Annotated in this window: 23 protein-coding genes and 1 other annotated feature; of the genes, 5 read left to right on the top strand and 18 right to left on the bottom strand. The window is 34.8% G+C overall.

Annotation, left to right across the window (positions count from 1 at the left end; all coding sequences use genetic code 11):
- Positions 1-904 (top strand): IS200/IS605 family accessory protein TnpB-related protein (locus FH036_RS25880; RefSeq protein WP_139896374.1); only part of this gene is annotated, 904 nt, incomplete at its 5' end.
- 244 nt (positions 905-1,148) lie between these two features.
- Positions 1,149-1,907, top strand: a complete 759-nt coding sequence (locus tag FH036_RS25875) for a TrmB family transcriptional regulator (RefSeq protein ID WP_000939492.1) — start codon at positions 1,149-1,151, stop codon at positions 1,905-1,907.
- Between the two features lie 31 nt (positions 1,908-1,938).
- Here FH036_RS25875 and FH036_RS25870 read toward each other — a convergent pair whose 3' ends face one another.
- From FH036_RS25870 to FH036_RS25845, 7 genes are all read right to left on the bottom strand, one after another.
- Positions 1,939-4,095, bottom strand: a complete 2,157-nt coding sequence (locus FH036_RS25870; RefSeq protein WP_000823857.1) for a SpaA isopeptide-forming pilin-related protein — start codon at positions 4,093-4,095, stop codon at positions 1,939-1,941.
- Positions 4,096-4,365: 270 nt separating this feature from the next.
- Positions 4,366-4,530: a hypothetical protein gene (locus tag FH036_RS27250; RefSeq protein WP_000312827.1), complete on the bottom strand. Its 165-nt coding sequence runs from the start codon at positions 4,528-4,530 to the stop codon at positions 4,366-4,368.
- 80 nt (positions 4,531-4,610) lie between these two features.
- Positions 4,611-5,855, bottom strand: a complete 1,245-nt coding sequence (locus FH036_RS25865) for an MFS transporter (protein ID WP_154982590.1) — start codon at positions 5,853-5,855, stop codon at positions 4,611-4,613.
- Positions 5,856-5,902: 47 nt separating this feature from the next.
- Positions 5,903-7,213: an APC family permease gene (locus tag FH036_RS25860; protein WP_000546315.1), complete on the bottom strand. Its 1,311-nt coding sequence runs from the start codon at positions 7,211-7,213 to the stop codon at positions 5,903-5,905.
- 65 nt (positions 7,214-7,278) lie between these two features.
- Positions 7,279-7,516: a binding site (T-box leader), on the bottom strand.
- 374 nt (positions 7,517-7,890) lie between these two features.
- Positions 7,891-8,706 (bottom strand): hypothetical protein, encoded by an 816-nt coding sequence (locus FH036_RS25855; protein ID WP_087963624.1) that lies wholly within the window; start codon positions 8,704-8,706, stop codon positions 7,891-7,893.
- Positions 8,707-8,835: 129 nt separating this feature from the next.
- On the bottom strand, positions 8,836-9,618 hold the full coding sequence (gene yidC, locus FH036_RS25850) for a membrane protein insertase YidC (protein ID WP_000920533.1): 783 nt from the start codon (positions 9,616-9,618) through the stop codon (positions 8,836-8,838).
- A 28-nt stretch (positions 9,619-9,646) separates the two neighbouring features.
- Positions 9,647-9,931, bottom strand: a complete 285-nt coding sequence (locus FH036_RS25845) for a hypothetical protein (protein WP_000394930.1) — start codon at positions 9,929-9,931, stop codon at positions 9,647-9,649.
- A gap of 278 nt (positions 9,932-10,209) precedes the next feature.
- Between FH036_RS25845 and FH036_RS25840 the strand changes: the two genes are divergently transcribed.
- The gene (locus FH036_RS25840) at positions 10,210-11,103 is read left to right on the top strand and encodes a YitT family protein (protein WP_000530037.1); all 894 of its coding nucleotides are present in this window, start codon (positions 10,210-10,212) and stop codon (positions 11,101-11,103) included.
- A 98-nt stretch (positions 11,104-11,201) separates the two neighbouring features.
- On the opposite strand, the gene FH036_RS25835 is transcribed toward FH036_RS25840, so the two are convergent.
- On the bottom strand, positions 11,202-11,723 hold the full coding sequence (locus FH036_RS25835; protein WP_000397317.1) for a GNAT family N-acetyltransferase: 522 nt from the start codon (positions 11,721-11,723) through the stop codon (positions 11,202-11,204).
- Between the two features lie 450 nt (positions 11,724-12,173).
- On the opposite strand from FH036_RS25835, the gene FH036_RS25830 reads away from it, so the two are divergent.
- Complete coding sequence (locus FH036_RS25830; RefSeq protein WP_001077770.1) at positions 12,174-12,560, top strand: DUF3938 domain-containing protein; 387 nt, start codon at positions 12,174-12,176, stop codon at positions 12,558-12,560.
- Positions 12,561-12,779: 219 nt separating this feature from the next.
- Here FH036_RS25830 and FH036_RS25820 read toward each other — a convergent pair whose 3' ends face one another.
- From FH036_RS25820 to FH036_RS25780, 9 genes are all read right to left on the bottom strand, one after another.
- Positions 12,780-14,213, bottom strand: coding sequence for a sensor histidine kinase (locus FH036_RS25820; protein ID WP_014481785.1), 1,434 nt, complete (start codon positions 14,211-14,213; stop codon positions 12,780-12,782).
- The gene (locus FH036_RS25815) at positions 14,213-14,902 is read right to left on the bottom strand and encodes a response regulator transcription factor (RefSeq protein ID WP_000202047.1); all 690 of its coding nucleotides are present in this window, start codon (positions 14,900-14,902) and stop codon (positions 14,213-14,215) included. The genes FH036_RS25820 and FH036_RS25815 overlap by 1 nt, the downstream gene beginning before the upstream one ends.
- Before the next feature lie 12 nt (positions 14,903-14,914).
- Positions 14,915-15,685 carry an ABC transporter permease gene (locus tag FH036_RS25810; protein WP_087994663.1) on the bottom strand — a complete coding sequence of 257 codons (771 nt, stop codon included), beginning with the start codon at positions 15,683-15,685 and terminating at the stop codon, positions 14,915-14,917.
- 10 nt (positions 15,686-15,695) lie between these two features.
- Complete coding sequence (locus FH036_RS25805; protein WP_000980091.1) at positions 15,696-16,514, bottom strand: ABC-2 transporter permease; 819 nt, start codon at positions 16,512-16,514, stop codon at positions 15,696-15,698.
- Positions 16,511-17,239, bottom strand: a complete 729-nt coding sequence (locus FH036_RS25800; protein ID WP_000710432.1) for an ABC transporter ATP-binding protein — start codon at positions 17,237-17,239, stop codon at positions 16,511-16,513. The genes FH036_RS25805 and FH036_RS25800 overlap by 4 nt, the downstream gene beginning before the upstream one ends.
- A gap of 249 nt (positions 17,240-17,488) precedes the next feature.
- Positions 17,489-17,629 (bottom strand): DUF3985 family protein, encoded by a 141-nt coding sequence (locus FH036_RS25795; protein ID WP_000404782.1) that lies wholly within the window; start codon positions 17,627-17,629, stop codon positions 17,489-17,491.
- Between the two features lie 96 nt (positions 17,630-17,725).
- Positions 17,726-18,778, bottom strand: coding sequence for a M50 family metallopeptidase (locus FH036_RS25790; RefSeq protein ID WP_138322587.1), 1,053 nt, complete (start codon positions 18,776-18,778; stop codon positions 17,726-17,728).
- Between the two features lie 42 nt (positions 18,779-18,820).
- Complete coding sequence (locus FH036_RS25785; RefSeq protein WP_000676873.1) at positions 18,821-19,516, bottom strand: DUF3169 family protein; 696 nt, start codon at positions 19,514-19,516, stop codon at positions 18,821-18,823.
- 1 nt (position 19,517) lies between these two features.
- On the bottom strand, positions 19,518-19,727 hold the full coding sequence (locus FH036_RS25780) for a helix-turn-helix transcriptional regulator (protein ID WP_139896373.1): 210 nt from the start codon (positions 19,725-19,727) through the stop codon (positions 19,518-19,520).
- A 163-nt stretch (positions 19,728-19,890) separates the two neighbouring features.
- Here FH036_RS25780 and FH036_RS25775 point away from each other — a divergent pair, with 163 nt between their 5' ends.
- A complete protein-coding gene (locus tag FH036_RS25775) occupies positions 19,891-20,682 on the top strand; it encodes a hypothetical protein (protein WP_139896371.1) in 792 nt (263 codons plus the stop codon).
- A gap of 56 nt (positions 20,683-20,738) precedes the next feature.
- On the opposite strand, the gene FH036_RS25770 is transcribed toward FH036_RS25775, so the two are convergent.
- Positions 20,739-21,353, bottom strand: a complete 615-nt coding sequence (locus tag FH036_RS25770; RefSeq protein WP_000454756.1) for a DedA family protein — start codon at positions 21,351-21,353, stop codon at positions 20,739-20,741.
- Positions 21,354-21,390: the final 37 nt, after the last annotated feature.

The following is a 21,390-nucleotide window of genomic DNA, read 5'->3' as shown; positions in this document are numbered from 1 at the left end:
AAGCCCACGAATCAAAGTTCCGATTATCATTCCATATCATTTTTATCATCAAATCACAAATGTCGTTATGGGAAAGCGAATCGGTGTAAATCCAAAAGGAAAACCGATTATAGAGCATCAAAAATATAGTGTAGAAATCATTCGTAAACAAAATGAATTTTATGTAAATATTACGTTTGATGAAACAGAAATAGGTCGTGTACTAGATTTCAAGGAAACACCACAATCAGATGTAATTGCAGGAATTGATGTAAATCCGGACCGCATTGCAGTTAGTTTATGTACAAAACAAGGTAATTTTAAAGGTTCAAAAATTTTTTATCTACACAATCTGAATACGTTTTCAACAAACAAACGCGCAACGATAATTGGACAAATCGTACAACAAATTAAAACATGGTTATTGGAAAACAATGTAGGTGGAATTGTTTTAGAAGATTTAAAGTTTCAACAATCTCATGATACTGATACATACAGTAATCGTAATTTCCATCAATTTACGTATAAAAAGATGTTGAACAGTTTAATTCGTATGGGTCTTCGTAACGGATTTTCTGTTAAAACAGTAAACCCCGCTTATACAAGTGTGATGGGAAAATTAAAATACAGTAAAAATTTCGGTATTAGCGTTCATGAAGCAGCCGCCTTCACGATCGCAAGACGTGGATTAGAATTGCAAGAACAAGTACCAAAAGAGATTATATTATTATTAAAAAACCAAATTACAACAAAACTGCGTATTCTTGTTGCTTCCATGGAAGAAAGTAAAAAGAATACGAAAAAAGTATATAAAAAATGGTTACAAACAATTCAAACGTGGAAGGAATATCACAATTGGAAATTGTGGAGCATTCTTCATAAAACTGTTTATATGAGCAATCAACAATTCGTATTTAAAATTTAAATGAGAAGGGGGGGACTGGTTTATTTCTTATAACCTCTTGCATACTACTGACTTGGATGAATGGTAGTATGCAAGGACAGATCGTTCCTAACAGGAACCTGCCGTCATTCTTTCACACTAGGTGGATAAAAAGGTCACAACCCTTACGGACAGGAAAAAGGTGAGATTCCTTTTCGGTAGTTGGCATTTGACTTGGTTCGCCAACGATTTATAGATTTTTATAAGAATTTTAAACCAGGTAACTATGTTACAAAAATTCGGTTTCTCACAATATGAAAGCCAAGCTTACGAAGTTGTCGTATCAAGCAACGAGCCATTAGATGCTACAACGATTGTGAAGCATTCTGGCGTGCCAAAAGCAAAAATATATGAAGTGCTTGCACGTCTAATCGATAAAGGAATGGTAATGGATTCTGTTTCGGAGAAGAAAAAGATGTATACAGCATTACCACTCAAGCTAGCAATTGAAAAATTAACGACAGAATTTCAATCCAATATTAAAGAATTAGAGACAACTATATCGAAAAAATCATTTACAGATGACCGTGTGTGGAGCTTAAAAATGCAATCTTCTATTCGCGTTCAAAGTAAAGAGCTCATCGAAAGTGCAAAAGAATCAATTCGCATTTCAGCTTGGAACGATACTCTTTTAGAATATCTTCCGTTATTAGAAGAAAAAGCAAAACAAGGCGTCAAAACCGAATCCCTTATAGTTGGAAAAGTAAAAACAGACTTAGAAAACATGCATTTTCTAATCCCAGCCGAAGAGCCTAACGCGCTAGAGCGATACTTACTGCTCATCGTTGACGATCGTGAAATTTTATTTGCTGGTGTAGAGCAAGAGTCATGGCAAGCGATGAAAACAATGTCACAACCTTTCGTAAAGTTCTTTACAGAATTTTTCTATCACGACGTTGCACTTGCAAAGATTACCCAGAAACACCATGACCTCTTTATGGAAGATGAGGAAATTAAAAGTTTATTGATGAAGTTGAGATACTAAAAAAACGCCTCTATTACAAGGCGTTTTTTTTCTACATTTCTTTTCTATTTTTCATTCTTAACACATAAGCACCAGCAATAATAAAACTAATTCCTAAAACGAATAAAACCGTAAATTCATTGCCGACGCCACCAGTAGCTGGTAATCGCACTTCATTATGAGTATTATGTTGTTGCACCTGCTTCACATCAGCGGAAGGTTTCACTTCTCCATTCGATGTTGGCTTATTCGGCTTAGAAGGAAGTGATGGCTTTTCTTCTTTCTTATTTTTCACAATATGTTTAATAATTTCTCCATCCTCTTTTATTTCAAATCCGAACGTCTCTTCATTTATTACATATCCATTTGGTGCTATTGTTTCTTTATACGTGTACTTTCCGTATGGTAGTTTGAATTTCGCTATACCTTGCTCATTTGTTTTTCCTTTTACTACTTCTTTCCCTTGTTCGTTGTAGATTGTAAACTCTGCATTTGGCAATTTCGTATTCCCATCCGCTATATCTACTTTCGTTATTTCTAATTCACCTTCTACTTTCTTATCTTGAACAATATGTTTAATAATTTGTCCATTCTCTTTTATTTCAAAGGCGAACGTCTCTTCATTTATTACATATCCATTCGGCGCTATTGTTTCTTTATACGTGTACTTTCCGTATGGTAGTTTAAATTTCGCTATACCTTTTTCATCCGTTTTTCCTTTTACTACTTCTTTTCCTTGTTCATTGTAGATTGTAAATTCTGCGTTCGGCAGTTTCGTATTCCCATCCGCTATATCTACTTTCGTTATTTCTAATTCACCTTCTACTTTTTTATCTTGAACGATATGTTTAATAATTTCTCCATCCTCTTTTATTTCAAATGCGAATGTCTCTTCACTTATTACATATCCATTTGGCGCTATTGTTTCTTTATACGTGTATTTTCCGTATGATAATTTGAATTTCGCTATACCTTTTTCATCCGTTTTCCCTTTTACTACTTCTTTCCCTTGTTCGTTGTAGATTGTAAATTCTGCATTCGGTAATTTTGTATTCTCATCCGCTATATCTACTTTCGTTATTTCTAATTCACCTTTTACATTTTCATTTTTCAACTCTAATACAGCAGTTTCACCAGTTTTCACTTCAATTTTTTTAACACTTCCGTCTAACACATATCCAGCTGGCGCTTGAATTTCTTTGACGCTATATATACCGATTGGAAGATTACCTAACTCCGCAATGCCCTTATCATTAGTCGTAACATTTTGTTTAAAGTTTTCATTAGAAACTTCAAACACCGCCCCTTTTAATAATTCCTTTTTTTCTCCTAATTTCATAATCTTTAAAGAGCCTACTGATTCCCAATTTACCACTAAATCTGTACTGATTTTCTCACTATTTCTTTGTAACAATACCGTTGTATTTTGAACTTTTTCTGATCCTTTAAAAGCTATTGCTTGTAAATTTGTTAAAGTAGACTTCACTTTCATTTTAAAATTACCACTACTCGTATCTTTCGGGATTAATATTTTAAATTTTTCGTTAATTGATAATATACTTTTTTCTTCTCCCTTTTCATTTACAATTCGAAGCCCTTTAGGAGCATTTTCAGGAAGAATTGTATAAGAGCCAGAAATCGCATTTGTTTGCACTGCATAAAATCCTGTTTCTAAATAATTCCCTTTTTGTGTAGCAGTTTGTGGATCTACAGGATTAACTTTAAAAAATATATCTTGTGATTCAGTTTCTTTTTTTGAAACCTCTACTAAACGCTTCATAAGATTATGTACTCGTTCATTTTTTGCAACTAAATCTTCTTCCGTTAATTCATTTGCTGCAATCCATACCGCTAATTGTGTAGCATAATGCGCCTCTTCTACTGTCACTACCCCTAATTCAGATGGGCTTTTTTGAGGATATCCATTTAATAAAATACGATATACAGCATCGGATGTTTTCCCCATTTCAGGCAAATCATCCCCATTGGGAGAACGTAAATCAGGCGTTAAACAATACGCAATACTACCCGAAGCCGTTTTAATTATTTCTGTCTTTATTTCACGCTGTTTCGACTTACTATAACTCCAATCCATTTTATATGTTTCTCTGTTCATTACTTCTGCCTTCACTTGCGGCATTGCAATTCCTAATAAAATAATAAGAGCACTTAAAAAACTAAACCATTTCCCTACCATCTTTCGTTTCATTCTCTCCACCACCATATATAAATTTCTACATGAAGCAATCTTACTGTTTCATTGTACTTATAGTGAAAAAAAGAGAATAGGTGGTTTTTTTGTAGTATCTTGTCGAATTGTTGAGAAAGTTTCAAAGTAATAAGCAACATTAAAATTGTTTGTTCTCATGCTGCTATTGACAAATGAACATTACATATTTTCAATTTTCAAACATACTAAAAAAGGCACTTTATAAGTGCCTTCATATCTTACGAGAAACAAATTTCAAATGAATACATATTACTTATCTTTTTCCTTTATCTCCATCAACAGCTCAATAATTTTCTCATTTTGCTCCACTTGTTTCTCTGAATTTTGATAAATGAAACGGACCCATCTAAAAATAAACGTGACCACAAATATTGGTATAAGGCTTAGTATCACTCCTACTAAATCATATGCCATTTTCTATCACCTCGCTATATACAACTTTCTCCATTCGCCTACCAAAACCTGCAATTTTTTACAAATCAAAAAAGAACCTATCAAACGATAGATTCTTCTTTTGCAAACTGAGTAGAACGTCCTCTCGTAATCGAGAAAATTGCACAAAGCAGCGCTAATATAATAAAGCCGCCTCCTACCCAAGCATTATATATAACAGACGATTTCTCAATAACAACTCCGCCTACTGTTGAACCGAGCGCAATTCCTAAGTGAAGGGCAGAGTTATTTAAACTTTGCTGAATACCAGCTGATTCCGGTGCAATTTCAATTAAATAATTTTGTTGTGCTGGCGAAATAGCCCAGCTCAGCATACTCCAAAGTCCCATCATAATAATGAACAGCGGGAATGAGAATGTCATCATCGGCAATAGGAAGATTGCACACGCAAATACGATAATAATTGAGATAATACTTTTCTTCGATCCCCATTTGTCAGCAAGAAAGCCCCCAAGGCCGCCTCCAAGTACCGCTGCGATTCCGAAAATGAAGTAAAATACACTAATCCAATTCGCTTCCACATGCATAACATCTTTTAAAAATGGTGTTAAATATGCATATAGTGTTAAATGACCTGTTAAAAATAAGAATGACGTTAACTGTGCACTGACGATTTTTTTATCTTTTAACGTAGCAATTTGCTCTCTTATTGATAATACCGATGTCGGTGGTACTTTCGTTAAAAATAGAGAAATACAAGCGATTGCTATAACTGTTAAGATTGAAATGAGTACAAATGGTGCACGCCATCCGTATGCATTTCCGAGTACAAGGCCAAGCGGTACTCCAAGTACAAGTGATCCACTAATCCCCATGAAAATGATTCCAATTGCACGCGCACGAAAATGCGGTTCTACAACGCTAGAAGCAAGTGTTACTGACAGTGCAATAATAAGCGAACCACTCGCCGCACAAATCACCCTTGAGAACATTAACATCCCGTAATTCACACTACATGCTGAAATAATATTTCCGATTAAGAAAATTGATAATGCCCCAACATACAATGTTTTTCTGTCAAACTTTCCTGTTAATGCTAATAAAACAGGACCTGATAAAGCAAATACTACTGAAAATATTGTGATTAGCTGACCAGCTGCACTAATAGATACACCTAAATCATTGGCAACTAAATCAAGCGTTCCTCCTATAATTAGCTCAACCGTTCCGACTACGAAAGCCGCGATAGCTAAAATATACACACGAAAATTCAAGTCTTTCCCCACGCTTTCTATTTTGGTTACTACGACTATAGTAACCAAAATAGAAATTGAAAACAAGTACAATTTTTTTACAGTAAAAAAGGTAGGCGTATTATACGCCTACCCTTCAATCATGACACTTTATTCTTCTTATTTAAATACCAATACACCGGCAGCCCAGTAAAGACAATTCCAATTGATAAGAAACAACTTACCGGATCATTGATAATGGCACTACCAATTACAAAGAGCGAGCCGAAAATCGCAACGATTGGTACGATTGGGAATAACGGTACACTGTATGCACGCTCTTTATTCTTATTGCGCTTTCTTAAAATGAAGACGCCAATAAACGTCATTACGTAGAAAATATAAATAATGAATACGGAAATCTCAGATAGCTTATTCGGATCACTAATAATCATTAAAATAATTCCTAAAATGATTTCAACAGTAATCGCATTTGCTGGTGTTTTAAATCTTGGGCTTTCCTTCGCAATAAACTTAGCAAATGGAAGTTGTCCACGTTCTGCCATCGACATCGGGATACGTGGGAACGTTAAAATCTTTCCATTTAAACAACCGAAAATAGAAACGATAATACCGATACTAATAATTTTCCCGCCGTATTCTCCAAGTAGCATTCCTGCAGCTGTCGCTGTTGCATTTTCTCCAAGGTCTACAATTTGCGTTGCTGGTAATACATTCAGTAACGCCAAATTAATTAATACGTAAGCAGCTGTTACAATTAAAATCCCAACTGTCATAGCTTTCGGTAATAACTTTGTTGGATTCTTCATTTCTCCACCAATCGAAGCAAGTAAAATCCAGCCGTCATAAGCAAATAACGTTGCTAAAATTGCCATCCCGATACTTTGATTTTCTGATATTGGCACAACTACGTTAAAGATATCGCTATTTCCTTTCCAAAAACCTAACACAACAATTAATACGATTGGAATCATCTTTCCGATTGTCGTAATCGTTTGAACGATACCTCCGTATTTTGTTCCCATACTATTTACAACGCCAAGGAACACAACTGTTCCGATCGCAATTGGTAAATTCCATACTTTATCTAAATAGAAAAAATTAATCATTAAAGAACTAAAGTATAGCCCTAATGTTCCAATAATAGCTGGCCCATAAACAATTGTTTGCATCCAGCCTGATAAATATCCCCAAAAACTTCCGTAAATCTCCTCTAAGTACGTATACAACCCACCATTTTTCGGGATTTGCGCTCCTATTTCAGCTACTGTTAAACCACTTGCTAGCGTCAACAGACCACCAATTACCCAAGCAAGAATCGCCATATTAGAACTCCCTGAGTAATCTAATACGCTGCCTGGTTTCATAAACACACCAGACCCAATAATCGTTCCTACTACGATAGAAAGTGCTACCGTTAAACCAATTTTGTTCTTCTCATCATGATGCATGCTGCGTATCCTCCTTCCAATCCTAGTGTGATGCAAAAATGAAATAAAAAAACACTCCTCCCTAAAAAAGGGACGAGTGTTATATTCGTGGTTCCACCCTTGTTTCAATTCGCAAAGTAACACACTTCACCAATTTCTCAAGTCTAAAATAACGGTTTTTGCCGGCAAGCAATTACTAGATGTTCGTTCACTGCTGCAGTTCAGAGGTGGTAATCCATTTTTTCGTATTAGGAAGCTCACAGCCAAAGGCTTCCCTCTCTGAGAATCGTAAAAAATTGATCGTGTCCTCATCATCACTTCTCGATGTCGAATTTTGTAGTTATTGTTCATTATATTGAATTGTTAGAAAAAATCAATATATTTTTTTATATAACATGCGAAATATTTCTCTTCTTATATTATAACAGAAGTTACGACACTTCTCTAATTTCCTAGTATCTTTGGAACAGTGTAGCGATAAAAAATTATATCAGCGATTTTTCAAATATATCGACCACAACTTAATTTATATCAGCGATTTTCAAAATATATCGACCGCAACTTAATTTATATCGGCGATTTTCGAAATATATCGATTTACCAACAAAAAACGACAATAAGTAAGAGGAGACTGTTCCAAAAACAGCCTCCTCGCATACGTATCTTCCGGTTGCCCACACGAAAGATATGTAATTCGCTTATTTATCTTCTTTGTTCATAAAAAACTTATGATGCGGAAGATCGACATTCAATGCCTCTAATTGTTTCTTTTCATTATCTAAAATCGCTTTTACTTTTGTTTTTGTTGCCTCATCTAATCCCGCAAAGATGTCTTCATGCTTCTCTTTCTCTGGAAGTTTCACACCTAGTTTTGTTAATTCTTCTTTTGCTTGCTTATGTGTTAATTTCCCGGACTTTTCCTGTTCAAAAATAGATTTTGCTTTTTCTTTCGCCTGTTCATCTAAATTAGCAAGCATATCTTTACGCTTACCCTTCTCCGGCATTTTCACGCCTAACTTCGTTAATTCCTCTTTTGCTTGTTCACGTGTTAATTTGCCGGATTTCTCTTGCTCTAAAATTGATTTTGCTTTTTCTTTCGCCTGTTCATCTAATCCCGCAAACATTTCTTTGTGTTTACCCTTTTCCGGCAACTTCACTCCTAGTTTTGTTAATTCTTCGTTTGCTTGTTCTCTTGTTAATTTTCCAGATTTCTCTTGCTCTAAAATTGATTTCGCTTTTTCTTTCGCCTGTTCATCTAATCCCGCAAACATTTCTTTATGTTTTTCTTTCTCTGGAAGCTTTACACCTAGCTCCTCTAACTGTTTCTTTGTATCATTCATAATCGTTTTTACTTTTTGTTTTGTAGCGTCATCTAAATCTTTTTTCGCCGTTTTTGTAGATTGCTCAGCTGCTGGAGTATTCGTTGCCGCGAATGCCGGGATGCCGACTCCCCCAATGATTCCGAATGATAAAGCACCTGCAATCGCTAAATACCCAACTGTTTTCTTCTTCATAGGAAATTTCCTCCTTCATATTTCTAATGCATGTACACTCTCGTATACAATGCCTATAGTAATGTTGGTTTCTTAACATTTCCTTAACGACTTCACAAAAAAACACCGCTCATCACGAGCGGCGTTATTCTATGCTTTTTGTAATTGTAATTCTTCACGTTCCATTATTCTTCTTAATACAATTGTTTGTGTCATTGTAAATAAGTTACCTGTTATCCAGTACAACACAAGTCCTGATGGTGCTGCGAATCCCATAAATAGAATCATTGCTGGCATCATAATTTGCTGCATCTTTAGCATCTGTACTTGTTCTCCAGGTGTAATATTAGATTGGAAAACTTTCATCTGAATAAATGTCGTTAATGCTGCAATAATCGGTAATATATGATAAGGATCTGCATGTCCTAAGTTCACCCATAAAAACGAAGATGTGCGAATCTCTTCTGTTCGGCTAATGGCATAATACAAAGCAGAGAAAATCGGCATTTGTATAAAGATTGGCCAGCAACCAGCAAGTGGATTCCAACCGCCTGATTTCATTAGTTCTGACATTTCTTTTTGATACTGTTTTTGTTTTTCAAGATTTTTACTTACATCACCGTATTTTTTCTTTAACTTCTGCAATTCAGGTTGCATTTTCTTCATTTTCGCTTGGCTACGATATTGCGAAACAGCTAATGGAATCATTGCTGAACGAATAACGAGCGTCATAATAATGATAGCAATCCCGAAGCTAGCTCCCGGTATATGATGAGCAACAAATTGAATCATAAACGAGATTGGATAGACAAAATAATGATCCCAAATTCCCGTACTATGTGCATCAATTGGGGCTGCATTACTGCAACCAGATAAAACAAAAACAAGTAATAATGATAAACTAACGAGCACAGCTCGGTATGATTTTAACATGTTCATTCCTCCAATGTTTCGTAATTATTTAGCGAAACATTGGTGTATACGGACCGACCTCGTCATTCTCTTCACTCGATTCTTGTCTGCGCACAGAACGAATCATTCCATATTTATAAAAAATAGAAAATAGCGGTACATTCCCCGCACTATCTTCACATGTATCAACTAACGCAAATGCTCTTTGTCTACCGCTCGATGCTTGCTGACGCACAAAGCGAGAAACGTTAGCAAGGAAGAAAACTTCTAATAAACAAAGTGCTGTCGTTACAAACGATATATATAGAATTGCATCCTGCAATAAAAATTCCATCGCTTCACATCCTTAATAAGGTCATTTTAGCACATTCGGCAAACATTCTCTATTTCCTTTTATCGTCAAAAAAAAGTATTTTGCATATTTTCTCAAGAAAATAATAATTAAGAAACATTGTATTCGCTTTCTTTAGTATATTCACACACATCAATGAATAGGCTTGATTTATTAGAAATTTATAAAATTTTTGCATTATAATAAAACTATTGCCAGTTTTTGAAAAAACCTTTATTCTCTTCTTGTAATCAAAAATGAATATGGAGATGAAACATACTATGGGTCAACTAGGAGACGCCGATTACGTTCCCGACACCGCCTTTTTATCCTTCCCAGCAGCTAAAACATTTCACTTAGAATTTATCATACAGTTGGTTGTTATTTTCGTAGCTTCTATTTTGTATGCAATTTCTATGAATATGTTCTTTATCCCGCATAACATGATTAGCGGTGGATTTGCTGGAGTAGGGATGATTATCGGTTATTTAATGCACTACAATATCGGTGCACTTATCTTTTTACTAAACATTCCTCTTCTTATTTTAAGTCACTTTTACTTAGGCAAGAAGACAACCTTTTTAACAGCGTACTTTGTAGCTGTATCATCGTTAGCGATGAACATTATCCCTGTACACCAAGTTTCAGATGATATTTTACTATCTTCTGTATTCGGCGGTGTAATTTGCGGAGCAGCTTCAGGAATCATATTCCGATTTGCTTCTTCAACAGGTGGTTTTGATGTTGTTGGATTGATTGTAGCGAAATATCGAGATGTTTCAATTGGAGCAATCATATTTGTATTCAACTTAATCTTACTTGTTGTAGCAGGATTTATTTTCGGATGGGATATTACACTTTATACGTTAATTAGTCGATTTGTAGTCAGCAAAGTGATCGATGCTGTGCATACGAAACATATTAAATTAACGATAATGACAATTACAGAAAAAGGCGAGGAAATAAAAAGCGCCCTACTACATCACGGCATACGTGGCGTGACAATGGTAGATGCTGTCGGCGGCTATACAAACCATAAGAAAAAAATGATTTACACTGTCGTGACTCGCTATGAGTTAGGCGAAATGAAACGTATTATCCGTCAAGTGGATAATAAAGCATTTATGAACATTACTGAAACAGTTGAAATTGTCGGCCGTTTCAAACGCATATAAAAAGGTCAATACATGAAAGGGCATAACATATAGTATGTTATGCCCTTTGTTATTCAACTCACGTACCCTTTAGCATAATACAATCATTAAGTTTATTACTACAAATCGGAGGATAGCATTCCATATACAATACTATCTGTCCATTCATCTTTATTCCAGAAATCTTGTATGAAATGTGCTTCCTTTCTCATGCCTATTCGTTCACACAATTTTTGTGAAGCTGTATTTCGTGCATCAAGATTAGCTTGTATACGGTGTACATTACATTCATTAAATAATTTAAATACCAAACGACTTACTGCTTCTGTTGCCAAACCTCTTCCAGTTACTTCATTTGAAAAACTATAACCAATCTCAACAGTGTCTTTCATATTTGTGTACCATACAGATAAATCACCAACTACTTTCGTTTTGTATATAACTGCTAAACTTAATATTGAATCTTTAGTAAGTACATTATTTTCTAGCTTCTTATTAAATCTTTTCTGCATGTCTTCATGAGTCCACTTATTATGTAATAGGAACTTACATGTATCATCATTATTATAAATGGCAAATACATCCTGTAAATCGGTACTCTTAAAAGGTCTAACTGTTAATCTTTCTGTTGTGAATTCCAAGTTAGCTCTCCTCCCTTCCATTCATGGCATAAAACATTTTTATAGTATTTAAGTCCCCTTCTTATATCCCACCTTGATTACATATTTCATCATAGTAAATGAAAATCCTTCTTCCTCTAAACTGCACCGTTACTGGTATTTCTTTGCGCTTTTTATTTTTTACACTTATTACAAAATCAGATAATTCTATTATTATGCCTCTAAATGTGTTATAATGAAAACAGACTCACAAAAAAAGAGTATATAGACTTGGAAGTTTCTCATATTTTACAAACAAAAAGAAACGAGAAGTCGGGTATATTTCAATCACCATACACGTAACGGTTTAAAAAACCGATCACTCTTCAATGATCTTTTTATAAAAAGATACGTACAACTAAAACTCACTTCAATATACTATACCTACCTTTTTGACTTCCAAATCATCTTATTACATAAGGAGATGAACATATGAATCAATATATACGATATACAATAGCTGTCCTGTTTGCTATTATCGGCGGAACAATCTGCTTCTGGACAAACACTCAGCTTGGAGAGAATATCATTTTTAATGGAATCGAAACACTTGTAAGCGCTTCAATTTTAGGTGGATACATTTTCTTCCTCTTTAATCCAGAAGAAAATGCGCAAAAAACAATGTTATTAACAATGATCGGAATCGTTGGCGGATGTATTTCCTACTCAATGACTAACTATACATTACCACTTCAATTAAGCTCAGCTTTCTTCCACGGTCTATGGACTTGGTTCATTGCATTCTGTCTAGCAGATGTATTCAACCTATTACAAGACAACGAAGAAGAAAACGGTCGCCAAATTGAAAGTAACTCGTAAGCTGGAAGATGTTCTTCCAGCTTTTTTATGTTGTTGTGCATACCACGGCATCACAATAAAAAGAAGTTACCTTCACGGCAACTTCTTTTCCATATACCCCATCCAGTACCAACCAGATTATATCAGCGATTTTTCAAATATATCAGCGATTTTTTCATTATATCGACGATTCGACACAGAATATCGACTTACCGACATTTTTCGACAATCAATTTTCATCTATATACCTCCGCTCGGAATCCGAAACGAAACGTGTGCCCCGCCTCTCACCTCACTATTTTCTACCTGAATTTTACCACCATGCTTCTCAACGATTGTCTTAGCAATATATAACCCGAGTCCAAAATGCTCCTTGCTTCCTGAACGCGACTGATCTCCCTGATAAAAACGTTGTAATACTTTTTTAAAATCTCCTTCTTGAAAACCAGGCCCTGAATCATATACATGAAACTCTATTGCTTCATGCCAAGCACATACTTTCAAAAGCATCTTCCCTGACACCGGAGTAAATCGAACTGCATTCATTACGATGTTGTCCATTACTTGACTGATTCGCTCTTGATCAAATACTAAGCTTTGTATATCCTCATTATTTTCAAAGATGACATCCCAATCAATTTCTTTTTTTCTAGCTATGCATTCATATTCTTCTAGTTTTTTAAGAAAGAATGGATTTATATGTACTTTATTTAAACGTAATTGAAATGAGAAACTCTCTAGCTCATTTACTATTTGGAACTCCTCAAGAAGCTTTGTCATTCTGTTTGTGTTTCTTTCAATCGTTTGTAAATACCGATGTAACAAATCTTCATTTTTCCATAAACCACTTTGCAAACCTTCTGTATGACCTTGCACAATCGTTAATGGCGTTTTCAAATCGTGAGAAATAGCTCTAATATATTCTCTCCTTTCTTCTTCTAACTCCCATTGTCGTGACAAACTAGTAGCTAGCGCTGCACGCATATTTTCAAACGAACTGACTAATTCACCAATTTCATTTTTCGCGTTGTACTCTAAATGAAAATTTAAATCCTGCTCTTGAATTCTTTTTGAGGCCTCTGATAGTTCAACTAGTGGTTTCTTTATTCTTTTTCCCATTCGATTTGAAATAATGTAGGACAAAATTGTAATGTATATAAAGGGTGAAGCTAAAAATAAGATTACAAAAAAGGAATCAACTGCCGAAGCAGTAGATATTGTTAAATGATAATTAAACCCTATCGCTCCTTGTAAATCTCCATTCCTATCTACTAAAGGCAGATATGTCGTAACTTCATTATCATCTTCTTCACCATAAATATTTGTATTAATAACACTCGAAATCGGTCTCTCATTTGTTATTAATTTCTTGTTATATGTACCATAAGAAATATCTCCTTGCCTATTAACAATTTGATATTTAATTCCCTCTTTAGGGACAATTTTCTCTAATCCATTTCGCTCTTTCTCATTTAACAATAGTATGCCTTTATCTTTTACATATTCTTTTATCATAGGGATTTTCTGTTCATAATAATTCGCAGGAAATACTTTCCCATTCTTCGTTAGCCAATACCAACCACTAGCCGCTGTTAAAACCGTTAGTATTAAACTACCAAGTAGAACTATTAAGAAGCCAGCTACTAGCTGTTGTTTAATCCTTAACCTTTGCATCAATTCTGTACACTCCACTTATATCCAATTCCCCACACCGTTTGAATATATGTATTTTCTCTGTCATATACACTAAGCTTTGTTCTAATTTTCTTTATATGCTCAACTACAGTAGAGACATCACTTTCACTATCATATCCCCAAATCTTTTCAAACAGCTGCTCTTTCGTCAAAACTTGACCAGCATGAAGTGCTAACATTTTCACAACTTCATACTCTTTCTTTGTAAAATGAATTTTTTCTTTCCCATTCATTATTTCGTAGTTTTGCAAATCTATTAATATACTTCCATAGCGTAGAAATTCCTTTTGATCTACCATTCTTAAATCTGTCGTACGGCGCAAATTGGCAACAATTCTTGCTTTCAACTCTTTTAAACTAAATGGCTTACTAATATAATCGTCTCCACCAATCAATAAACCTTCTATCCGAGACCGTTCACTACTATCCGCACTTAAAAATAAGATTGGGCATGCATAAGACTCTCTCATCTTCTCGCAAACTTTAAACCCATTCATATCTGGCAACATAACGTCTAAAATAATGAGATCCACGCTATTATCTAATTTCTTCAAAGCTTCTTCACCACTTAATGCACTTCTTACTTCATATCCTTCCATGACAAGACTATCTTCAATAAATGTAAGAATATCTGGTTCATCGTCTACAAGTAGTATTTTGCTCGTCACGGCAAGTCCCCCCTAATTAAATATATCTTTTTTACACCAACTAAACATAGCCGCTATTGCACATCCTCCTAAAATTGTACCATTTATCAGGTAAAATGTTCCTTTCCCCTCACTTAATATTCTTAGAATTGATCCACTTCCAATTACAAAATAACTTAATTCTTCATTCACATATAAACTTGCTACTAATAAACCAACTATTACAAAATACGTAATGATAGCGTTTTGAAACCACAGACTTACAAAACTACTCAACATTGTTAAAGCACTTGCTATAAACCATAGTATTAAATAATATTTTACAGTATATAAAATAGAAGCATTCGCACTATAAATGACTTGTTTATCTAAAAAGAATGTCTCTTCTGCACGCCTTATAAAAAATGTTCCATATATATAACTCTCAATGAATGCCATTAACAAAAACAAACTTACAATGCTCATTTGAGTAATCCATTTCGCCAATAATAATTCCCATCTACCTACGGGACGAATCATAACAAGCCGATACGCACCAGATGAAATTTCACTATTAAAACTATCAATAAATAAGATTGGAAAAATTAATAAGAATAACGTAAAATACCATTCTCTTGTAACTGCGACAGGAAAGTTTAAATTACTTAAGATTGCTTCTGTTCCTTTTGTATCATAAATGGCAACTCCAAAAGTATGAACCCATACGCTATGCAAAATAAGTAGCAGCCCAAAAATAACTATTAATGCTTTCGTCTTTTTTCTATTAAAAATCCGTTCAAATTCACTTATAAGTATTTGTCTCATTCTTCACACCTCACACAAAATTATCTTTTTTCCCTATCCAATAAACTGTTACAGTATTACAAACAACAATGTATAGTAGTAAAACTACAGATCCAAAAAGAATCATTCTTGAACTACCAGATAAAGATATAGCAATTCCTTCATGTTGCAATTTAATTAAAGAAGAATAATTAATATAAAGAAAAGTCGGGGATTGGCCTATCACTAACGCCATCGCTGGGTATCCAAAGGAAAATATAATGAATCCCATACCAAGAAGAGTCGCACTTGTTGTCGATTTACTTATAACCGACAGCATAATTAATATGCTAGCCATTGCTATTAAAGTAAGATAAGCAATTCCGTAATAAGAAATACAGTATAAGAACACGCCAAGTGCATTCGTTTTTTCCGTATGATAAAACAAAAGAATATTCGGTTCATGCTCAAAGAAAATATAGCCAATACAATAACTGCAAATAAAATAAACACTTATAAATAGCAAACTTACCGCTACTATCGTAATTATTTTTGCAATCAAAACCTCCGAATACGTATATGATCTTTGGATTACCATCCTAATTTGACCGCTATGATACTCTTGAGCAAACACAAGAACAATTAAAACGAGTAAAACAAGATTACATATACTCATAAGCATTTCAGATAATGCAAGGACGGGGAACGAATTCGCATATGTATAATCAACCGCTATCCTTTCGACCTCTTGATTATGTTTTAAATAGTACTTAGCAGCCCCAAGTAACATCACTGGTATCATCAAAAAACAAAGCCATGTTACTTTCTTCGCCCAAAGCCGCTCCCATTCCGAGCGTACTAACATCATCATGAGCTCATCATCTCCACAAAAATATCTTCTAATTCTTTATTCCTTCCTTGCAATTCTTCCGTCGTTCCCCGCCATATTAATGATCCTTCTCGAATCATGACCCATGAATCACACATAAGCTCCAATTCACGAATTAAATGACTAGAAATAAAGAAAGTAATTCCCTTCTCACGCTGTAAATCGAGTACAATTTTACGAAGCTGCTTAATTCCAACTGGATCTAATCCATTAGACGGTTCATCCAAAATAATAAAATCTGGATTCCCAAGAAGCGCCTGTGCAATCCCTAAACGCTGCTTCATCCCTAACGAATACGTACCAACTTTATCGTCAGCACGATTTTCTAAACCGACGATTTCTAATACTTGCTGCACTTTATTTTCAAGAACTTCTCCACCAGTACGTAACGTAATCCTCCCTAAATTCCGCAAATTTTTTCGTCCTGACATATAAGGGAAAAAAATTGGAGCTTCTACAATTGCACCTACATGCTGAAGAGCTTCTTTCCGATTTTTTTGTACGCTAATACCATTAACTAATATCTCTCCTTCATTTGGTCGAATTAACCCCATAATTGTTCGAATAAGAGTTGTCTTCCCAGAACCATTTGGCCCAACAAAACCACAAATCTCATTTTTATAAACAGAAAAAGACATATGACTTAGCAACGTTCTCCCCTTCACCTTTTTCGTCACATCTCTTACTTCTAAAACCGCTTTTTTCATCTCTACCGCCTCCTTGCTCTAAGAATAGAAGGTAAAAATAAACAATTTATAAACAAATAAAAAGAAGTTACCTTCACGGTAACTTCTTTTCCATATACCCCATCCAGTATCAACCGGATTATATTAACGATTTTTCAAATATATCGACGATTTCTCCACTTATATCAGCGATTTTTTCATTATATCGACGGTTCGACACAGGATATCGACTTACCGACATTCTTCGACAATTAAGACGCTCAACATACCCTATCCCCCAAGCAATTTACTGCCGAACTCTACGATTAAAAAGATAATTAATAAGATCGCGAGTATTTTTAATGCTACATATGCCACTTTAAAAACAGCATAAATGAGCAAGACGATTAAAATAATCGTTAAAATTTCCATCTAGAATTCCTCCAAGCTTTGCTCTTCACATCTTATTTTACTCGCCCCACACTTTTTATGGAACGGCATAAGACGACATAGAAAAAAGAGGATACCTCACCCATCGTAAGATACCCTCTCTTTCAGCTGCTCAAACCATTCTCTCTCTAATTGTAAATATCCCATTTCACTCTTCTCAGCGCTCTTCAATTCTTTATCGGCTTTCCTCATATAAACGTTGGAAGCTTCCATATCGCCCTCTACATATTTCACAATTCCTTGTGTACGATAATACCCATGTAAGTCTATTTTTGTAATAGCCTTTCCACGTTCCTTTGCTTCTTGCAAAGAAAGACGATCCATCTCATAAAGAGCTTTATATAAAAGATACCAACTATGAAAACTACTAACGAAAAACTTATTTTCTTTCGTTACAGGTAGTTGAACAATTGTTTCTACATACAGTATCGCTCTTTCCATTCCCTCTTGATCAGCTCTAGCATAAAAAACGAGCATAAGTCCACTCATTATATCTCTTATACTTTTATCCTCTTTTAATTTTTCCTCACTAAGCTCTATTAATCTCTCATCCCAATCTTTCGGCCTTTTATAACTAAATAATTCACTCGATACTTGAATGTTATATAAATGCTGCCTAGCCTTTTCATCATCTTTAATTAAAATAAGAAATTGCATGCCATCACTCAAAAACGTTCCTTTTATCGGTACGATTGTAGCTGCAAAAATGACAAAGTGTAAAACAGAAAAATATAAAAGATATTGATAATAACTCACCATGTATATGTAACCGGAAGTAATACCAAATAATAAACTCGTAATCGGTCCACCTAAAGTCATCCATGCCCATTTTTTTGAAAGATTCGGTGTCTCTATAGAAGGAGGCACTAACATCGCCACGCCTCCAAAGTACATCCACAATTTATTTTCTCGAATGCGTACTTTCCCCTTCTCTTTTTGAAAAGTAATCGGCCCTACTGTCATAAATTTGAAATTCAAACCGCCTATTAAACCAACTACTACATGTCCTAGCTCATGAATGGTTAACACTAACAATGCAATTCCAACTATTGCCCATAGGTTCAAAATTACTTCTAATTTCCCAGTTCGGATTACTCCGTATAAAATGGACAGAATTAGCGCCACTGTCATTGAGCCAGCTGGCCTTCTTAAAATATCCACCTTTTTCTCCCCTTAATAAATCATTTTTCTATGCATTTCGTACATATATGTTCCAACATGTAAAACCCAAATAAATGAAATCATAATAACCATAAGGAAGTCCTTCCCATCTAACAGCGCATACACAATCGCTACAAACCATGCACAAACAAGTGTCATATTTGTATAGCGATATGCTTTATATCCCGCTTCATGTACAATTTGTTGTTGTCCTTCATCTGCATTTTTCGCCCACATTTCCATTGACTGTGAATACGTTACACTCTGTTCTGGGTATAACGTGTTATATTTCTTTCTCGTTACACTTCCTAACCAAGTCGTTATCATAAAGCCGACTGTAGACAGCGTTAAACTGACGATCACCCAAAATAAATTCCCCGCAGCCACATACACTTTATAAACAGAAATAACAGAACAAACGAACCAGGACATAACGACAATTTCCATTACTCGTAAATAAATGAGTGCGATTCCAAGCCTTCGTCCGCTACTACTTTCTTCTTCATCTCTTGTCTGTAAAAGCGCCCTTGTACGCTTCCCAATATAATATATCGCCCCTACTCCAAGTAGCATCATTATAACAATACTTATAACAGATGGCATTTTGCTAGTACTAGTTGTCGCAATATCTCCTCCTACATACCCTATAAATCCACCAAAAACCGCTCCCACTAACAACTTTACTATTGCTGATTGTTTCCCCTTCACTTTACTCTTCCCCCTCCACCAACTCAAATATTTCCTCCACCGGTACGTTGAAAATTTGTGCAATTTTTAACGACAATATGATAGATGGTGCATAATCTCCGCGCTCAATTAAACTAATCGTTTGCCGCGATGATCCAATCGCTTTCCCTAAATCCCCTTGTGATAAACGATGCTTTGCCCGCAATTCTCTCACTCGATTTTGAAGCTTCATGTCTTCCCTCTTTTTCATTTATTTAATCAAATTGTAAATAATACCCTTATTTTTGTCAATTATAATTGTCATTTTGACGTTAATAATTGACAAAAATAAAGATATATTATGATGGAAATAACCTATATAATGAATATGAAATATTAAACAAAGGAAGTGACCTATGAATAAAACATCTACCTTTTCTTACATTCTTACTAAGCTTACAGCAACTTTCTTGTTATTATTACTTATTAGCACGCTTCTCTTAACAACTAGTCAACAAACATTATATAGTTTCTTAGCTGGATTACGAGAACTACTATATATTCCCTTCGTTCCTATTCTTGCGGCATATGCAATTTTTTGTTCTATTTGTATCGATAAATTGAAATTAAAAACATATACGAGTCTGAAGACATTGTGCCTTTATATTTTTTGCGGCTATTTATTTTCTCTTCCATTCCTAATATTTAAAGAAGCTAGTCTAATACAGTTCTTATTTCTCGGATCAATTGGAGCAATATGTTCTCTTTTTTTCTATTTATGTACAGTTATAGCAACAAAATTTAAGTGGATACCGTATTTCGTACCAAGCATTATGCTTATTATATTTATCACAATCAACTTAATAGATATAGAAAAGTTTGGAACATCAAAAGAACAATGGGTCGAAACAAAAACCGATAACTCTTTCGAAGCATCTTTTCAACATTTTAGTGGTGAACATAAAGTCCCAATTGAACTAAAACGAGGGGATATATTAGAATTCACTATTGAATCACGAACTGATAATTCGAGTGGCTATATAGGGGACATAAAAATGGCTAGTGAATTTCAAGAGGAAGAAAATTATTTAGCTCCAGCTGGTCCTAATACGTACCATTTCGCAGCAATTAAGACAGGTACTTATTACATTATAGTTAGCGGAAATCAATTAAAAGGAAAGTTGAAAATAGATTGGAACATCAAATAAAAAAGGCAGTGCATTTGCACTGCCTTCCTAAATTCTGACATAGAATGGATTCCATATTAACTTGCGTTTTGTAAGAATGCTCGTTTTAACTGTTTGCGGAAACGAACTCCTAACGTAATTGCTACAATGGCAATCACTCCAAAAATAATTTTACCGATGTGACCTTCTAACGCTCCAAAAATATCATGTAAGTTTCCACCTAACCAGTAACCACCGATTAAGAAGAATGATACCCAAAATAGAGCACCTGAGTAAATTGTAATTGCAAAACGGCGGAATGGTAAGTTAATAATTCCTGCAAAGTATCCTGTAAAGTGACGTACACCAGGAATAAAGAAACCGATAAAAATCAAGAAGTATCCATACTTATCAAACCACATTCTTGTTAAGTCGATTTTTCTTTGTGTTAAAAATACGTATTTCCCATACTTTTGAACAAAGGGCATTCCTAATTTATTTCCTAAAAAGTATTGGATCGTCATTCCTACACTTGTCCCAATGAAGGATAGGATAATTAAAATCGGTAAACTTAAATCACCTTTATGTGCTAAAAATCCCGCATATGCTAACGTTGGCTCTCCCGGAAACGGAAGTGCAATATATTCTAACAGCAAACCAACAAGTACAACATAGTACCCGTATTGCTGAAATAATTCATGAATCCATTCCATGTCATCTCTCCTCTCAATCACGTGCAACTTCTTACTA

The organism is Bacillus sp. CD3-5, from assembly GCF_006349665.1.
In the GTDB taxonomy this organism is placed as follows: domain Bacteria; phylum Bacillota; class Bacilli; order Bacillales; family Bacillaceae_G; genus Bacillus_A; species Bacillus_A paranthracis.
Note: the sequence above shows the minus strand (reverse complement) of the source record. Positions and strands in the feature narration are given on the sequence as shown.

Coding starts and splice junctions, on each gene's coding strand:
- FH036_RS25790 (WP_138322587.1), bottom strand. CDS start 18,778: ATGACAGTGGCGCTAATTCTGTCCATTTTATACGGAGTAATCCGAACT.
- FH036_RS25845 (WP_000394930.1), bottom strand. CDS start 9,931: ATGGAATTTTTATTGCAGGATGCAATTCTATATATATCGTTTGTAACG.
- FH036_RS27250 (WP_000312827.1), bottom strand. CDS start 4,530: ATGGCATATGATTTAGTAGGAGTGATACTAAGCCTTATACCAATATTT.
- FH036_RS25820 (WP_014481785.1), bottom strand. CDS start 14,213: ATGCAAAGGTTAAGGATTAAACAACAGCTAGTAGCTGGCTTCTTAATA.
- FH036_RS25795 (WP_000404782.1), bottom strand. CDS start 17,629: ATGGAAATTTTAACGATTATTTTAATCGTCTTGCTCATTTATGCTGTT.
- FH036_RS25875 (WP_000939492.1), top strand. CDS start 1,149: ATGTTACAAAAATTCGGTTTCTCACAATATGAAAGCCAAGCTTACGAA.
- FH036_RS25840 (WP_000530037.1), top strand. CDS start 10,210: ATGGGTCAACTAGGAGACGCCGATTACGTTCCCGACACCGCCTTTTTA.
- yidC (WP_000920533.1), bottom strand. CDS start 9,618: ATGTTAAAATCATACCGAGCTGTGCTCGTTAGTTTATCATTATTACTT.
- FH036_RS25810 (WP_087994663.1), bottom strand. CDS start 15,685: ATGAGACAAATACTTATAAGTGAATTTGAACGGATTTTTAATAGAAAA.
- FH036_RS25770 (WP_000454756.1), bottom strand. CDS start 21,353: ATGGAATGGATTCATGAATTATTTCAGCAATACGGGTACTATGTTGTA.
- FH036_RS25805 (WP_000980091.1), bottom strand. CDS start 16,514: ATGATGATGTTAGTACGCTCGGAATGGGAGCGGCTTTGGGCGAAGAAA.
- FH036_RS25860 (WP_000546315.1), bottom strand. CDS start 7,213: ATGCATCATGATGAGAAGAACAAAATTGGTTTAACGGTAGCACTTTCT.
- FH036_RS25800 (WP_000710432.1), bottom strand. CDS start 17,239: ATGAAAAAAGCGGTTTTAGAAGTAAGAGATGTGACGAAAAAGGTGAAG.
- FH036_RS25830 (WP_001077770.1), top strand. CDS start 12,174: ATGAATCAATATATACGATATACAATAGCTGTCCTGTTTGCTATTATC.
- FH036_RS25775 (WP_139896371.1), top strand. CDS start 19,891: ATGAATAAAACATCTACCTTTTCTTACATTCTTACTAAGCTTACAGCA.
- FH036_RS25855 (WP_087963624.1), bottom strand. CDS start 8,706: ATGAAGAAGAAAACAGTTGGGTATTTAGCGATTGCAGGTGCTTTATCA.
- FH036_RS25870 (WP_000823857.1), bottom strand. CDS start 4,095: ATGAAACGAAAGATGGTAGGGAAATGGTTTAGTTTTTTAAGTGCTCTT.
- FH036_RS25780 (WP_139896373.1), bottom strand. CDS start 19,727: ATGAAGCTTCAAAATCGAGTGAGAGAATTGCGGGCAAAGCATCGTTTA.